This window comes from Roseivirga sp. 4D4 (assembly GCF_001747095.1).
Lineage (GTDB): Bacteria > Bacteroidota > Bacteroidia > Cytophagales > Cyclobacteriaceae > Roseivirga.
Genome location: NZ_MDGP01000001.1, coordinates 3,028,403 through 3,043,871 on the forward strand (window position 1 = coordinate 3,028,403; position 15,469 = coordinate 3,043,871).

The 15,469-nt window shown below is 40.4% G+C and carries 14 protein-coding genes; 10 read left to right on the forward strand and 4 right to left on the reverse strand.

Annotated elements, in window-relative coordinates; translation table 11 throughout:
• Positions 1-127 precede the first annotated feature (127 nt).
• The gene (locus BFP97_RS13405; protein ID WP_069842908.1) at positions 128-1,471 is read left to right on the forward strand and encodes an ammonium transporter; all 1,344 of its coding nucleotides are present in this window, start codon (positions 128-130) and stop codon (positions 1,469-1,471) included.
• A gap of 69 nt (positions 1,472-1,540) precedes the next feature.
• On the opposite strand, the gene BFP97_RS13410 is transcribed toward BFP97_RS13405, so the two are convergent.
• Positions 1,541-2,146: a superoxide dismutase gene (locus BFP97_RS13410; RefSeq protein ID WP_069842909.1), complete on the reverse strand. Its 606-nt coding sequence runs from the start codon at positions 2,144-2,146 to the stop codon at positions 1,541-1,543.
• Positions 2,147-2,184: 38 nt separating this feature from the next.
• On the reverse strand, positions 2,185-2,631 hold the full coding sequence (locus BFP97_RS13415) for a nucleoside deaminase (RefSeq protein WP_069842910.1): 447 nt from the start codon (positions 2,629-2,631) through the stop codon (positions 2,185-2,187).
• Between the two features lie 84 nt (positions 2,632-2,715).
• Between BFP97_RS13415 and aspS the strand changes: the two genes are divergently transcribed.
• From aspS to BFP97_RS13455, 8 genes are all read left to right on the forward strand, one after another.
• Positions 2,716-4,461 carry an aspartate--tRNA ligase gene (gene aspS / locus BFP97_RS13420; RefSeq protein WP_069842911.1) on the forward strand — a complete coding sequence of 582 codons (1,746 nt, stop codon included), beginning with the start codon at positions 2,716-2,718 and terminating at the stop codon, positions 4,459-4,461.
• A 125-nt stretch (positions 4,462-4,586) separates the two neighbouring features.
• On the forward strand, positions 4,587-6,602 hold the full coding sequence (locus tag BFP97_RS13425; RefSeq protein ID WP_170827468.1) for a GAF domain-containing SpoIIE family protein phosphatase: 2,016 nt from the start codon (positions 4,587-4,589) through the stop codon (positions 6,600-6,602).
• Positions 6,603-6,625: 23 nt separating this feature from the next.
• Positions 6,626-6,970, forward strand: a complete 345-nt coding sequence (locus BFP97_RS13430; RefSeq protein WP_069842913.1) for an STAS domain-containing protein — start codon at positions 6,626-6,628, stop codon at positions 6,968-6,970.
• Complete coding sequence (locus BFP97_RS13435) at positions 6,960-7,379, forward strand: ATP-binding protein (protein WP_069842914.1); 420 nt, start codon at positions 6,960-6,962, stop codon at positions 7,377-7,379. The genes BFP97_RS13430 and BFP97_RS13435 overlap by 11 nt, the downstream gene beginning before the upstream one ends.
• An 8-nt stretch (positions 7,380-7,387) precedes the next feature.
• A complete protein-coding gene (locus BFP97_RS13440; RefSeq protein ID WP_069842915.1) occupies positions 7,388-9,286 on the forward strand; it encodes a peptidylprolyl isomerase in 1,899 nt (632 codons plus the stop codon).
• The gene (locus BFP97_RS13445; RefSeq protein ID WP_069842916.1) at positions 9,283-10,155 is read left to right on the forward strand and encodes a peptidyl-prolyl cis-trans isomerase; all 873 of its coding nucleotides are present in this window, start codon (positions 9,283-9,285) and stop codon (positions 10,153-10,155) included. Before BFP97_RS13440 ends, BFP97_RS13445 begins: the two co-directional genes overlap by 4 nt.
• Entirely contained in the window at positions 10,130-11,476 is a 1,347-nt protein-coding gene (locus tag BFP97_RS13450) for a peptidylprolyl isomerase (RefSeq protein ID WP_069842917.1), read from the forward strand. The genes BFP97_RS13445 and BFP97_RS13450 overlap by 26 nt, the downstream gene beginning before the upstream one ends.
• A gap of 2 nt (positions 11,477-11,478) precedes the next feature.
• Positions 11,479-12,444 carry an AAA family ATPase gene (locus BFP97_RS13455; RefSeq protein WP_069842918.1) on the forward strand — a complete coding sequence of 322 codons (966 nt, stop codon included), beginning with the start codon at positions 11,479-11,481 and terminating at the stop codon, positions 12,442-12,444.
• Here BFP97_RS13455 and BFP97_RS13460 read toward each other — a convergent pair whose 3' ends face one another.
• The gene (locus tag BFP97_RS13460; protein WP_069842919.1) at positions 12,445-13,302 is read right to left on the reverse strand and encodes a 3-hydroxyacyl-CoA dehydrogenase NAD-binding domain-containing protein; all 858 of its coding nucleotides are present in this window, start codon (positions 13,300-13,302) and stop codon (positions 12,445-12,447) included.
• Entirely contained in the window at positions 13,302-14,321 is a 1,020-nt protein-coding gene (locus BFP97_RS13465; RefSeq protein ID WP_069842920.1) for a phenylalanine--tRNA ligase subunit alpha, read from the reverse strand. The genes BFP97_RS13460 and BFP97_RS13465 overlap by 1 nt, the downstream gene beginning before the upstream one ends.
• A gap of 83 nt (positions 14,322-14,404) precedes the next feature.
• Between BFP97_RS13465 and galE the strand changes: the two genes are divergently transcribed.
• The gene (gene galE / locus BFP97_RS13470; protein WP_069842921.1) at positions 14,405-15,424 is read left to right on the forward strand and encodes a UDP-glucose 4-epimerase GalE; all 1,020 of its coding nucleotides are present in this window, start codon (positions 14,405-14,407) and stop codon (positions 15,422-15,424) included.
• The last annotated feature ends 45 nt before the right edge of the window (positions 15,425-15,469 follow it).

Sequence of the window (15,469 nt, forward strand, 5' to 3'; positions counted from 1 at the left end):
GATATTTCAATCGTTTTCATAGAATTAGAATTCAAGAGGTTATTTATTAAGCCAATATTTCTCTATTTTATGTAATCAATCAGTTTTCAGGTTAATTTTTTGCCTGATTTATATCGAATTACAGAAAATGAGAAAACAATGGATCCCAGGGTTTGCGCTTTTGATCATCGTAGCCCTTGTCAGCCTCCTCGATATGCCATCAGGAGAGGAGTTTTTAGCTGACCCAAACATTAGTGGAGCAGACACCGCCTGGATGCTCGCTGCCACTGCCCTCGTATTATTGATGACTCCTGGCCTTTCATTCTTTTATGGGGGTATGGTAAGCCGAAAAAATGTCATTTCTACCATGCTTCAAAGCTTCATATGCATGGGTGTAATTACCCTTGTATGGGTAGTTGGAGGCTTTAGTTTCGCCTTTGGAGATTCCATAGGAGGCTTTATAGGAGATCCGAGGACCTTCGCCTTCTTCAAAGGAGTCGGAAGCGCCACTCAGGCAGACTTAGCACCCACAATTCCATTTATCCTTTTCGCACTATTTCAAATGAAATTTGCCATTATCACCCCAGCATTGATCACAGGAAGCTTTGCTGAACGCGTGAGGTTCTCCAGCTTTATTCTATTTATCATTCTATTCAGTATTGTAGTCTATAGTCCTTTGGCGCATATGACCTGGCACCCAGATGGATTCCTCAGAAAATGGGGCGTTCTTGACTTTGCTGGTGGTACGGTAGTTCATATGTCGGCAGGTTTTGCAGCCATTGCAGCTGCCATCATTTTAGGAAAAAGAAAGAATCATGGAGCTGTTCATAAACCAGCCAATGTGCCATTTGTATTGCTGGGAACAGGCCTATTATGGTTTGGCTGGTTTGGATTTAATGCCGGTTCGGCCTTGGGTGCTAATGGCGATGCCGCCATGGCATTCGCTACTACCACTGTAGCCTCTGCTGCTGCAATGTTGGCTTGGGTCTTTTACGATGCGCTTATGGGGCGTAAGATCTCGGGACTTGGTGCTTCAATTGGCGCGGTCGTGGGACTCGTAGCCATTACTCCTGCTGCTGGTTTTGTGACCATTGGCCAAAGTGTCTTTATCGGTGTAGCTGGTGCTATTATTTCTAATATAGTAGTCTACTATAAGAACAAAACTGGAATTGATGATACGCTGGATGTTTTTCCATGCCATGGCGTTGGAGGAATTACAGGCATGATATTGACAGGCGTTTTTGCAAAAGATGTTGGATTGATATATGGGGACCCAACAACTTTCCTAAGACATATGGCGGCCATATTCCTAGTAGGAGGATTCACCTTCGGGGCATCTTACCTTCTCTTTAAAATCACCAACTTCATTATTCCTATGAGAGTAAATGAAGTTTCTGAAGAAGTAGGCCTGGATATTAGTCAGCATGGTGAAAGTCTTTCGAAGAGTAGGTCACCGGAGGAAATCGCAGAGATGATGAAGAAAGCATCATAATTTTTTCATACCATCAAAAAAGCCACCCCGATCTATCGGGGTGGCTTTTTCTTTATGAAGAAGGATCAATTATTTTCCTTCCGAGTATCTTCTACTTACTTCATCCCAATTGATCACGTTAAAGAAAGCATTGATATAGTCAGGTCTTCTGTTTTGATAATTCAGATAATAGGCATGCTCCCAAACGTCTAAGCCCAAGATTGGAGTTCCGCCACAGCCGATGTTAGGCATCAAAGAGTTGTCTTGGTTTGCAGTAGAACAAACTTCAACCTTACCTCCAGCATGTACACAAAGCCATGCCCAACCAGAACCGAAACGAGTAGCAGCGGCTTTCGCGAAAGCATCTTTAAAAGCATCAAATGAACCGAAAGCTTCATTGATGGCATTGGCCAAATCACCGGAAGGTTCTCCTCCACCATTTGGCGACATGATCGACCAGAAAAGGCTGTGGTTATAAAATCCTCCGCCATTATTTCTAACCGCACCATTATCTGTATGGTTGGCTAAAAGGTCTTCGATACTCTTGCCTTCCATTTCTGTTCCGGCAATAGCGTTGTTTAGATTGTTAGTATAACCCGCATGATGTTTACCATGGTGGATTTCCATTGTTCTTGTGTCAATATGTGGTTCCAAAGCATCGTGTGCGTATGGAAGTTGAGGTAATTCGAATGCCATAATTGAATTGGTTTAATATTTATACAAAAATTGTGATTCTATCTAAGCTTAGCAAAAAACTGCTTCATCAGCTTTTCACTTTCCCCTTTTAACAAACCAGAGGTCAATTCTGTTCTTGGGTGCAGTAAGTTTTTCTCATTTAAACTATAACCTCGCTTCAGATCACTAGCACCATAAACTAACTTACCCAGCTGCGCCCAGTATAAAGCACCTGCACACATCACACAGGGCTCAAGCGTCACATAGAGGGTACATTCATTTAAGTACTTTGAACCAATGGCATTGAAAGCCGAGGTTATGGCCAACATTTCAGCATGAGCCGTTACATCAGTTAGTTGCTCCGTTTGATTATGCGCTCTGGCGATGATGCGCTTTTCAGCGACAACCACTGCCCCAACTGGCACCTCTCCTGACTCGAATGCAAGCTCGGCCTGCCTCAGGGCCTGTTCCATGAAATACTCATCCTTGTGAACACTAAGCTCCATTTGCTATTGGGTTTTCATTGTAATATTAAACCCAATTGCTAAAACAATTACTAAATTTGCCACTCATTTTTAAAAGGTGCAGCAATGCTAAGATCACATACTTGCGGAGAGTTAAGAATTGAACATGTCGGAACAGAAGTGACCCTTTCTGGATGGGTACAACGTATCCGTGATAAAGGTGGGCTTATGTGGATCGATTTGCGCGATCGCTATGGCGTAACCCAACTCACTTTTGAGGAAGGAAAAAGCAAGGCGGAAGTTATCGAGCAAGCCCGTGAATTGGGAAGAGAATTTGTGATCCAGATTAAAGGAACGGTCGTAGAACGCTATTCTAAGAATGATAAAATCCCTACGGGTCAAATTGAGATTGATACGACAGAAATCATCGTGTTGAACGCCTCGCACACGCCTCCTTTCATCATAGAAGATGATACTGATGGTGGTGAAGACTTAAGAATGAAATACCGCTATCTAGACCTGAGAAGAAATGAGGTCAGAGAAAAGCTGGCGCTTAGAAGTAAGTTGGCTATAGCCGTTAGAAATTACTTAGCAGAAATCAACTTTCTAGAAGTTGAAACACCTGTTTTGATCAAGTCCACTCCGGAGGGAGCAAGAGACTTCGTTGTCCCTTCCCGAATTAACCCGGGTGAGTTCTATGCATTACCGCAATCTCCACAAACCTTTAAGCAACTCTTAATGGTTTCTGGTTTTGATCGGTACTTCCAGATTGTAAAATGCTTCAGAGATGAAGATCTACGTGCCGATCGTCAACCAGAGTTTACACAAATTGACTGTGAAATGTCTTTTGTCACGAGAGATGATGTCTTGGGAGTATTCGAAGGAATGACAAGGCATCTCTTCAAGTCTATCAAAGGAGTTGAATTGAATCAATTCCCTCATATGACTTATGCCGACGCCATGGAAAAGTATGGCAGTGACAAACCAGACATTCGGTTTGGGATGGAATTCGTCAATTTAAATGAGGTCAGTCAAAACAAAGGCTTTAATGTCTTTGACCAAGCTGAACTCGTGGTCGGAATCTGTGCCAAAGGCTGTGCAGAATATACCAGAAAGCAGTTGGATGCACTAACAGATTTTGTCAGACGACCTCAGGTAGGTGCTAAGGGACTTGTTTATGTCAAGTGCAATGCTGATGGCTCTTTTAAATCATCCGTTGATAAATTCTATGGTCAAGAAGATCTTAAGGCCTGGGCTGATAAGGCAGGTGCCGAAGCTGGAGACTTGATCTTAGTGTTATCCGGAGCCACAAATGCTGTCCGCAAACAGATGAATGAGTTGCGTCTACACTTGGGTAATGAACTGGGGCTTAGAAAAAGCGATGAATATGAGCCATTGTGGGTGGTTGACTTTCCATTATTGGAGTGGGATGAAGAAACTGAGCGATATCACGCCATGCATCATCCATTTACTTCACCATTAAAAGAAGATTTGGCTAAGCTTGAAACCGCACCTGGAGAAGTCAGAGCAAATGCCTATGATTTAGTAATCAATGGCGTTGAAATTGGTGGCGGATCGATTAGAATTCATGATCGTGAAATGCAAAAGACCATGTTTAAGCATTTAGGGTTTACGGATGAAGAAGCAAAAGCTCAATTCGGCTTCTTAATGGATGCCTTCGAATATGGAGCTCCTCCTCACGGTGGTATTGCTTTCGGCTTTGACAGACTCTGTGCTATGTTCGGTGGAACTGAAACCATCAGGGACTATATCGCATTCCCCAAGAATACCTCCGGACGTGATGTAATGATAGATTCTCCTTCACCAGTAGCAAATGATCAGTTAAAGGAGCTTGGAATAAAGCTCTCATAAACAATGATATTGTGAAACTCTTCGTTTCATAGCATCAACCAATACCTTATTTTGTAGTTTCGGATCAGTTTATGCCTTTGAAAGTCCAGTTCACACCGAAATTCTACATACGTGCGAGCGTAACCATGGCCATAATTATATGGGTCATCGCTACGTCAATACGTATACTGGAGATTCTGGCAGCCAAAAGTGGACTTGACCTTGAGATATCGAGATACCTGCCGATACTCTTACAAGACCTATTCTATGTATTCATTTTAATCTATTACAGATTCAAAATAAGGGCCGTTGAAAGTGGAAACTTTGTGGACCTACTTTGGAAGGTATTTGCCACTGGTCTGGTCACTACAGTAATTTCATTGTCTATCAGACTGTTCTATGACTCAATTGCTGACACCATGTTGGCTGAAAATGAGTTTCTGGATACATTTCTTTATAGCCTCAATAGGGCATTAATTTCTGTATTTCTGATTTCTACGCTTACGGTATGGAAAAAGCTTATTCTTTACCAGAAATCAAGAAAACTTGTCGTCTACTGGAATGTATTTGAAGTTGCCTTAGTGGCATCAATATTCTTTAACCTAACAGGCTTTACTTTACAGGAACATCTAATCTTCGAGATTCTTTTCGCAGTACTCGCCATTATGGCCATAATCCTCTCTGGCAATCTCAAATGGGTGGCCTATTTGAACTTTAAGCAGAAGTGGAAGAGTGTTCTCATCATCATTCTTATCACTATCTATATATTCTATTTCTTCACTTATCTCTATGTATCTCCGGAGGAGGCCATCACGAATTTTAATGCCATAGATGACTTATTCGTCATTGTGGTTTTTACCTTCTTGCTGTTCTATAGTATTTTCTCTTTGCTCGTGATTCTTTTCAACCTGCCTACCTCATCGGTATTTGAAAAGAAAATGGAGGAAGCAATCAACTTCCAGCGCCTGAGCCAATCCATTCAACAAGGTGAAAATGAGGATCAAATTTTTGATGTTTTGCTCAACTCATCAATGAATGCAGTCTATGCCGATGCCGGCTGGATTGAAGTGAACCTTGATCAAAATGAGACCAAGATATTATCAAAACACATCAGTCGAGAAAATATCAACTTGGTGAAGGAGCATATAATGACTAGCAAGAACAGGTCAGTCATTAAAAATCCACTAGCTACTGACGCAGATTCAGATAGGGTGCTGGTCGGGCTTAAAAAGTCTAACTATCGCTCTGCATTTGTAGTACCATTAACGATACAAGGTCAGGTAAAGGGATTTATGTACTTGCTCAATGAGGTATCTGATAGTTTCAACAAAGAGATGATCAGTATCATCAACACCTTTGCCAGCCAGGCAAGTGTCTCCATTGAGAACTTCAGGTTAATGGGCGAAGCGCTTTTGAATGAGCGATATAAAGAAGAATTAAACATTGCCAAAAGCGTTCAAAGAGCGCTATTACCTAAGGAATTAGATCATAATTCATCTTTTTCTATTCATGCATTCACAGAAGCAGCCGCAGAGGTTGGAGGTGACTATTATGATACTTTTCAGCTTAGTGAAGACCGATATGCTATCGTAGTAGGTGATGTATCCGGGAAAGGTACCTCAGCAGCCTTCCACATGTCGCAAATGAAGGGAATATTTCAAAGTCTTGTTCAATTAGACTTGTCAGCCGAAGAGTTTTTGATCAATGCCAACACCGCTTTAAGCAAATGCCTTGAGAGGACCTCTTTTATCACGTTGACTTATTTCATTATCGACACGAAGGAAAAGACACTTGAATTCTCACGCGCAGGCCATTGCCCAACTCTCTTTTACAATAAGAAGAAAAAGGAAGCAAGGTATTTTCAAGACAAAGGCTTAGGCTTAGGCATAATCAGAAATTCCACATACAAGAATTTCATTCAGGTGAATAAAATGTCTTTCGATAAGGATGATATTTTGGTCTTATACACTGATGGTATTTCGGAAGCTTCCAATGCCGAACATGATGAATTTGGATATGACAGAATGAAAAACCTGCTGCAACAAAATGCTCATTATGACCCGATGATGATTCAAAAAGTCTTCATCAGTAAGCTATATGAGTTTTGTGGTGGTAAAGATCTTGACGATGACTATACAATGTTGGTGATCAAGTTTAATTAGTTACCGTAGATAAAGAGTAGCATATGATAGAAATAAATAAAGCAATCGAGAACAATTATCTGAACATTGCCGTAAATGGAGAAGCCGATGCAAGTTCTTCCATTCACTTGGACAAAGCGATTAAGGAAGCTATGGAGGAAGGTCATCAGCACATTCTTATTGACTGTACCAATCTCAACTATATTTCTTCTGCAGGACTTGGAGTCTTCATGTCTTACATAGAAGAAATCTCCGAAAAATCCATCGACTTCATTCTATTCGGTTTATCCGAAAAGGTCTTAAAAGTCTTTGGTATTCTCGGTTTGGACCAATTATTGACTATTAAAGAAAATAAAGAGGCAGCAATATCAGCACTCCGTGAAGTATAGTTTCGACATACCGAGTAGCAAAAACAAGCTACGCTTGATGCGCAAGTTCGTCACTGACGTACTAAAAGAGCATAATGTCTCTGACATAGAGATTAACATGATGGTATTGGCCGTGGACGAAGTCTGTGCGAACATCATTATCCATGGTCACCCGTCAGATGATATGAGTGAGGTAAAACTCGGAATCAATTTTAAAAATGAGGGTGTTTGGTTCGAAATCATTGATCGAGGAAATGCCTTTGACATTGTCAGTTATCAAGAGCCCGTCATTGAAGACTTGGTAAGAAATAAGAACAAAGGCGGAATTGGGATCATGCTAGTCAAAAAGATCATGGATGATATTCAATTCAAATCTACTCCTTCAAAGAACACCCTTACCCTTTATAAAAAGGTAGCGTACACCAAATAGCATCTGATATGAAAAGTCTCTGCACTTTGCTGATTGGATTGTTCTTTTCACTTACTACCTACGGGTTTCAATCCGACTCCATCATCGTTGCAAAGGTCAATGACTATGAGATCAGCGCTTCGGAACTTTTATACGCCTTCAAAAAGAACCGCGATCAGAACGATGAGTTGCATATTGATTCCTTAAAAAAGTACCTAAACAATTACATTGATTTTAAACTCAAAGTACAGGCTGCTCGAAAAGAGGGCTACGATACACTCCAAAACTATAAGGCTGAATTACAAGGTTATATAAGCCAAATCCGAAAACCTTATTTAGAAAACCCTGAAGCTGAAGAGAAACTCATCAAGGAAATTCACAGCAGAAAGCAGGTCGAGATTAATGCTTCACATTTGCTCATAAAACTTGGACCGAATGCCAGTCCGAAAGATACTTTAAAGGCTTATAAATTTATAGACAGTTTACGCCTAACCATTGAAAGCCAGGAACAATTTGAATCCTTGGCCAGAAGATTTTCTCAAGATGGGGCCGCCCAAAACGGAGGTAAGCTCGGTTGGTTTAGTGCCATGGATATGGTCGGCCCATTTGAAAATGCTGCTTACAACACCAACACCAATGAAGTATCACAAGTCGTGAAGACTCAATTTGGATACCATATTCTCTTTGTGAATCAAAAAAGGCCTTCTAAGGGAAGCCTTAAAACATCTCACATCTTCTTCAGCAATCGTGGGCGAAGTGAAGATGATGCGCAAAAGTTAGCCGAATCAATTTATGACTCCTTAAAAAATGGAGCAGATTGGAATACAATGGCCAGAAGATATTCTGATGACAATCGCACCAAAATGAATGGTGGGCAACTCCCCTGGGCAAGAATCAAACAGCTTCCTGATGAATTTTATGACATTGCCTATAGCATCAAAAATGTAAATGGAATCTCAAAGCCCTCAAAAACAAGTTTCGGTTGGCACATTGTAAAGCTGAATGATCAAAGGCCCATCGGAGACCTTTCCGAAGAGCGGACAGGCATCGAACAGCAGTTAAAACGATCGGGAAGAAACACCTTAAACAACAATCAGCTGATCGAAAAGCTTAAAACAGAAAACAATTTTCAACAGGATGAACAATCCTTGAATGCATCGTTGCTCGCGATAAGTAAGGGGAGTTTAAATGATGAGACTAAGGAAAGTGTGCTTTTCATTTTGGGTGAGCAGCTTTTCAAGGTTAAAGACTTTGTGCAAAGCCTTCCCTCCCAAAAGATTACCTTGAATAACACTATAGTAAGATCTCTCTATTCCGAATTTGAAAGGAAGAGTATCATTGCCTATGAAGATTCCATTACACCGATAAAATACCCTGATTACGGTTATTTGTTGAAAGAATATGAGGAGGGTCTCTTACTTTTTGAGATCATGCAGAATGAGGTTTGGAATAAGGCCCTTGAAGACTCTCTCGGTGCCAAGCAATATTATCAAGACCACCTTGGGCAATACAAAACTGAAGAGCGTATTGTAGTAAGCATTGTGAATTGTGATAATGCATTGCTCCTTGAAAGGCTTAAAAAATCCATCAGTGAAGAAGAATCCCTTGAGAAGGCTGTCCAATCAACCTTTACCAAAGAAGAACAAACGCTGTTAAAAATTGTAAAAAGAACAATTAAGGCATCTGAAATCAATAAATTTGGCTCAACAGAATTAAAATCAGGCAGTTGGATTGAAAAACCTGATGAATCCAAGTACTACTTTTTAGAAGAAATTATTCCTAGAGGTTTTTTTGCTTACGAGGAGATCAAAGGACGAATTCTTTCTGATTATCAAGACCATTTGGAAGCACAATGGATAAAGGAATTACGTATGCAGAGCCATATTAAGATTTATAATAAGGCACTGAAAAAGATAGTAAAAAATTGAAACTGAGGTACCTGTTCATATTGGCCATACTGACGAGCTCACTTTCTTGTGAGTACTTTGCATCTTCTGAGCAAGGAAGTGTTGACAATAGCAAAGCATTAGTCGCAAGTGTGGGTAATTCATTCCTCTTTGAATCAGATATTGCAAATTTAGTCTCGCCTCAAACTAATAGAGAAGATAGTATCCTCATTGTGGAGCAATTTGTGAGGAATTGGGTCAAAAAGGAATTGCTCGTAAAAGAAGCGAACAGCAGTGTGAAGATTAACCAGTCAGAGATAGAAAAAAAAGTGTCGGACTATCGGTATACGCTACTATCATATGAATATCAAAAACAGATGATTCAGCAGTCACTTGATACAGCGGTCAGCACTGAGGAAATCGAAAACTACTACGAAGAGAACCGAGAAAATTTCGCTCTCCGTCAAAATATATTTAGGGGTCGATATCTTAAAATATCAAATGACGCTCCCAAAAAAAATGATATCAGACGTTGGATAAAATCTAGTCGTCCACAAGATTTAGAGTCGCTTAAGTCCTATGCTTTTCAGTTTGCAGATAATTATTCATTAGAAGATTCTACATGGATCAAGTTTGACGATATAATAAAGAATTCTCCACTTTCTACGGTCTCAAATAAAGTACAATTTCTTCGTAGAAACAGGTATGTGGAAGAAGCGGATTCTGTCTATCTTTACCTGCTCAAAATTCAGGAATACAAAATTTCAGAGGAAGCTTCACCGTTAGAGTTTGTGCAAGAGGAGATTCGGAACATAATTCTTAACAAAAGAAAAGTGGCGTTGGCAAAGGGTTTGGAGAATGATATTTATGAACGTGCGAAGGAAAATGAAGACTACAAGATTTATTATTAAAGCCATTCTGATTTTGGCCATTTTTATTCCGGCCGTTTCTTTTGCTCAAGAAGGACAGGTAGTGGACAAGATCATTGCCAAGGTTGATGATAAAATTATCCTGAAGAGCGAATTAGAATCGGCATACATTCAATTTCTTACTAGTCCACAGGCTCAAAGCTTTCAAGGAGATGCCAAATGTGTATTACTTCAAAGTTTTGTAGAGAGTAAGGTCATGCTGATCATGTCAGAAATAGATTCTGTAGTGGTGGATGACTCTAGACTTGACTATGAGATAAGAAGTAGAAGTCAGCAGATAATCCAACGCTTTGGCTCGGAAGATGCCATTCAGCAAGCCTACGGTAAAACACTGGACCAAATAATGGATGAGTTAAAACCTTCAATTGAAGAGCAAATCCGAGTTGAGCAGCAAGAAAATAATATTCTAGCCGATGTCAAAGTCACTCCAAAAGAGGTTAGAAAGTTCTATAATCGATTTCCGACAGACAGTCTTCCCCTCTATTCTATGGAATACGAGATTGGTGTTATTGTAAAAGAACCAGACGTCAGTGAAGCAGAAAAAGAACGGGTTAGAGAAAAACTACTAGCCATAAGAGAAAGAGCTATTAATGGAGAGAGTTTTGAAATACTAGCAACTTTCAATTCGGAAGGTCCTTCAGCCAGAGATGGAGGAAATCTGGGCTTCGCCTCAAGAGGTACCATGGACCCAGCCTATGAAGCTGGTGCCTTAGGTTTAAAACCAGGCGAAATTTCGATGCCAGTCGAATCAGCTTTTGGTTTCCATTTGATACAGTTGGTAGAAAAAAGAGGAAACGAGTATTCAACTCGTCATATTCTGATGACTCCCAAACCTAATGAGGATGACTTAAAGAAGGCATCAGATATTTTAATAGACCTTCGAAACAAAATTTTAACCGACAGCATAAGTTTTGAGCAAGCAGCGCAACTTGTGTCAGATGATGAGAGTACAAAGGTAAATGGTGGCTTTTATGCAGATCAATTTGGTTCGCTTCGGATTCCTGCAAGTTCGCTTGAACCCGAGTTGTTCTTTGAGATTGACAAAATGAAGGAAGGTGATATATCTGATCCACAAGTTATTCAGGTAGGTTCAGATAAGCAGGTGGTTCGAATCATTTATTACAAGAAAAAATTACCTCCTCATAGAGCAAACTTGACTGATGACTATGAGAAGCTAAAAGCCGCAACTACACAAATGAAGAAGTCTCTCAAACGTGCCGAATATCTAGAGGAGAAAATGCAAGAAGTATATCTTGAGATAGATCCAGTTTTTAATCGTTGCGGCATTATCAAGAACCAATAAGTATGAGTGAAAACACGTCTGATGTCGCATTAGCCGACAAGTTCTTTGAAGATTTTAAACGTCTCAAAGCAGAAATTTCAAAAGTGATCATTGGCCAGGATGAAGTAGTTAACCTACTTCTGACTTCAATCTTTTGTAAAGGCCACAGTTTGCTTGTAGGTGTACCCGGGCTAGCAAAAACACTTCTGATCCAGACGATTTCCTCTGCCTTAGATTTAAGCTTTAAAAGGATTCAGTTTACTCCTGACCTAATGCCTTCCGACATTCTTGGTGCAGAGACAATAGACAAAGACAGAAATTTTAAATTTATCAAAGGACCCATTTTCGCTAATATCATCTTGGCAGATGAAATCAACCGAACTCCCCCTAAGACACAGGCGGCATTACTTGAGTCCATGCAGGAGTATTCTGTTACGGTAGCGGGTCAGCATTTTGATTTAGACAAGCCGTTCTTCGTATTGGCCACACAAAACCCAATAGAGCAGGAAGGTACATACCCTCTTCCTGAAGCACAACTAGATAGATTCTTGTTCAACATCACATTAGAATACCCAACATTTCAATCTGAAGTCGATATAGTTAAAAACACTACCTCAGATGTCGAGAATGTGGTTAACCATATCTTAGACGGGGAGGCAGTAATGAATTATCAGCACTTGGTAAGAAGAGTGCCGATCGCGGATAATGTGGTTGAGTATGCAGTTGGCTTGGTTCATAAGACTCGAATAGCTAGCAATATGGCTCCTTCTACGACCCAGGAATATATCGAATGGGGTGCAGGACCCAGAGCCTCTCAAAACTTGGTAATCGCAGCGAAATGCAATGCACTTGTTAACGGAAAGTATTCACCTGATATTGAAGATGTCCAAGCGGTAGCCAAACCAATTCTAAGACATAGAATTATCAGAAACTTTAAGGCTGAAGCTGAAGGCATTACAATCGATAAGTTGATTGAAGACCTTCTTTAATTAATCATAGGTATAAAAACCTCTACCTGATTTCCTCCCATGATGTCCACCATCAACTTTCTGTTGTTGGATACGCGATGGCCTAAACTTGGCATCTTGATGGAAGGCATTAAACATAGACTCTGTCACAGAGTAGTTAGTATCAACTCCGATTAAATCCATCAATCTAAACGGTCCCATTCGAAAACCAGAAGATTCGACCAATCGATCAATCCCCTTGACATCACTAACCCCTTCTTCCAAGACCTTTAGCCCTTCGACATAAAAATGTCTGGCAACGCGGTTTACAATAAACCCAGGTGCGTCAGCCGCCATTACAGGAGTCTTCCCTAGTTTTCTTGCCAGTTCGGCTGTAGTATTTGCGATAGTCTCGTCAGTCGCAACGCCAGATATCACTTCCACAAGCTTCATGATATGTGCAGGATTGAAGAAATGCATTCCAACAAAGCGTTCTGGGAATTTTAAGCCTGCAGCAATTCTGGTGATGGGTATTGATGAAGTGTTTGAGGCCAAGATGGTCTTCTCACTATTTATGGATTCTAAAGTTTCAAACAACTCCTTCTTTACATCTAGCTTCTCTATTATGGCTTCAATGATAAAATCAGCAACTAAAAGGTCCTTATTATCAGAAAACGTGATTCGTTTTAGAGTCTTTTCTTTGTCTTCGTGAGTCAGCTTGCCTCTGTCAATTCCTTTATCCAGGTTCTTCGAAATGTTGTTCTGAGCAATCTTCAAAACGTCAGCATTCAGATCATAAAGCACCACGTCATAACCTGCCAAGCCAGAAATTTGAGCAATCCCTTGCCCCATTGTCCCGGCCCCAACTACTGCAATTCTTGATATGTCTTCAAGTTTCATTAAAGAGAGTTAAACTGTTTTAAGAACCTCACATCATTTTCGGTAAAAAGCCTAAGGTCTTTGATACCATACCTCAACATGGTTATTCTTTCAATGCCCATTCCAAAGGCAAACCCAGAGTACTCTTCAGGGTCGATACCACAATTTTTGAGGACATTCGGATCTACCATTCCAGAACCGCCAATCTCAACCCAGCCTGTATACTTACAAATATTACATCCATCCCCATGACAAATCTGACAAGAAATATCAATCTCAGCACTCGGTTCAGTAAATGGAAAATAAGAAGGCCTGAAACGTATCTTAGTGTCCTTAGTAAACATCTCCTTCACGAAGTGATAAAGCGTCTGCTTCAAATCAGCAAAGGACACATTCTTGTCTATATATAGACCTTCCATTTGATGGAAGACGCAATGGGCTCTAGCCGAAATGGCCTCATTTCTAAAGACACGCCCTGGTGATAATGTTCTGATCGGAGGTTTTTCGTTCTCCATAACACGGATCTGTACACTAGAAGTATGTGTCCTTAAGGCAATATCCGGATTCTTCTCAATAAAGAAGGTATCCTGCATTTCTCGTGCCGGATGATTCTCAGGGAAGTTTAAGGCAGTGAAATTATGCCAGTCATCCTCTATTTCCGGCCCTGAAGAAACATTGAACCCAATGCGCTCAAAAATCTGAATAAATCGTTGTCGAGTGGCCGTCAAGGGATGGATAGACCCAAACTCATTATCTACAGGAGGCAAAGTCAAGTCAGGATGATCCTCTTCCTCAGCCTCTCTTGAATTCAAACCATTAATCAACTCTTGGAATTTTTCCTGAGCCAGGTTCTTTAATTCATTCACCGATTGTCCAAAAGCTTTCTTTTCCTCATTAGGAACATCTCTCATTTGAGCAAAGAGGTCGCCTATGATATTCTTTCTTCCTATAAACCTTAATCTATAGCTTTCTAGCTGCTCATCATTCGATACACTAAAACTCTTAATCTCTTCGGCTAACTCCTTGAATCTATCGGACATATCTCTACTCCCTAATCTTTAAGAAAACAAAAATAACAGTACTTCACGATTAAATGAGTCCATCCTCCTATTTTTGGAGTAATATGAAAAACATTCTGGTCACCGGAGGAGCCGGGTATATTGGCTCACACGTCATCGTTCGACTCCATGAAGAAGGTTATAACCCAATAATTCTTGATGATTTTTCAAATTCTGAAAAGTCGGTTTTAAACGGGCTTCACAAAATTACCGGTAAGAATTTCAAGTTGTACGAAGGAGATATACTCAATAGATCACTCTTCGACCAGATTTTCAATGAAAACAGAATTGATGGTGTAATTCATTTTGCCGCAAAAAAGGCAGTCGGTGAATCAGTAGAAAAGCCACTACTTTACTACAAAAATAATGTCTCTGGTTTAGTGAGTCTACTAGAAGCAATGGTCGAACACCAAGTGCCTAATCTAGTTTTTTCATCGTCCTGTACAGTATATGGTCAGCCAGATACACTTCCTGTCACAGAGGAGTCTCCAACAAAGCCTGCCAATTCCCCATATGGAAACACAAAGCAAATAGGTGAAGAGATTATCCGAGATGTTGTCGATGCTAAAGTTGGTTTAAAATCTATAGCACTGAGGTACTTTAATCCCATAGGTGCTCACCCATCAAGTGAAATTGGTGAACTGCCCTTAGGAGTGCCTAGTAATTTGGTTCCATTTATTACCCAGACTGCTGCAGGCCAAAGAGACTCGCTTACTGTGTTTGGTAGCAATTATGACACACCCGATGGAACTTGCATAAGAGATTATATCCATGTCATGGATTTAGCGGATGCCCACGTACAATCATTAAAACACCTTGATTCTATTGAAGATTTAAGCCATTATGACTTTGTTAACATTGGAACCGGAATAGGGAGCACAGTTTTGGAGGTCATAGAATCATTCGAAAAGTCCTCAGGTGAGTCACTGAACTACTCTTTAGGACCAAGAAGACCTGGGGATGTTGAAGAAATTTATGCTCAAGTAGATAAGTCTATTATCCTTTTAGAATGGAAAACGAAGCACTCATTAGATGATGCGTTGAGGGATTCATGGAACTGGCAAAAAAAGTTATCTGGTATTTAACCATCAAATTCTGTCAATTAACGAATCAATATTACCTTTGGGCGA

Coding starts and splice junctions, on each gene's coding strand:
- BFP97_RS13450 (WP_069842917.1), top strand. CDS start 10,130: ATGAAGACTACAAGATTTATTATTAAAGCCATTCTGATTTTGGCCATT.
- BFP97_RS13460 (WP_069842919.1), bottom strand. CDS start 13,302: ATGAAACTTGAAGACATATCAAGAATTGCAGTAGTTGGGGCCGGGACA.
- BFP97_RS13405 (WP_069842908.1), top strand. CDS start 128: ATGAGAAAACAATGGATCCCAGGGTTTGCGCTTTTGATCATCGTAGCC.
- BFP97_RS13440 (WP_069842915.1), top strand. CDS start 7,388: ATGAAAAGTCTCTGCACTTTGCTGATTGGATTGTTCTTTTCACTTACT.
- galE (WP_069842921.1), top strand. CDS start 14,405: ATGAAAAACATTCTGGTCACCGGAGGAGCCGGGTATATTGGCTCACAC.
- BFP97_RS13410 (WP_069842909.1), bottom strand. CDS start 2,146: ATGGCATTCGAATTACCTCAACTTCCATACGCACACGATGCTTTGGAA.
- BFP97_RS13430 (WP_069842913.1), top strand. CDS start 6,626: ATGATAGAAATAAATAAAGCAATCGAGAACAATTATCTGAACATTGCC.
- BFP97_RS13455 (WP_069842918.1), top strand. CDS start 11,479: ATGAGTGAAAACACGTCTGATGTCGCATTAGCCGACAAGTTCTTTGAA.
- BFP97_RS13465 (WP_069842920.1), bottom strand. CDS start 14,321: ATGTCCGATAGATTCAAGGAGTTAGCCGAAGAGATTAAGAGTTTTAGT.
- aspS (WP_069842911.1), top strand. CDS start 2,716: ATGCTAAGATCACATACTTGCGGAGAGTTAAGAATTGAACATGTCGGA.
- BFP97_RS13425 (WP_170827468.1), top strand. CDS start 4,587: ATGGCCATAATTATATGGGTCATCGCTACGTCAATACGTATACTGGAG.
- BFP97_RS13415 (WP_069842910.1), bottom strand. CDS start 2,631: ATGGAGCTTAGTGTTCACAAGGATGAGTATTTCATGGAACAGGCCCTG.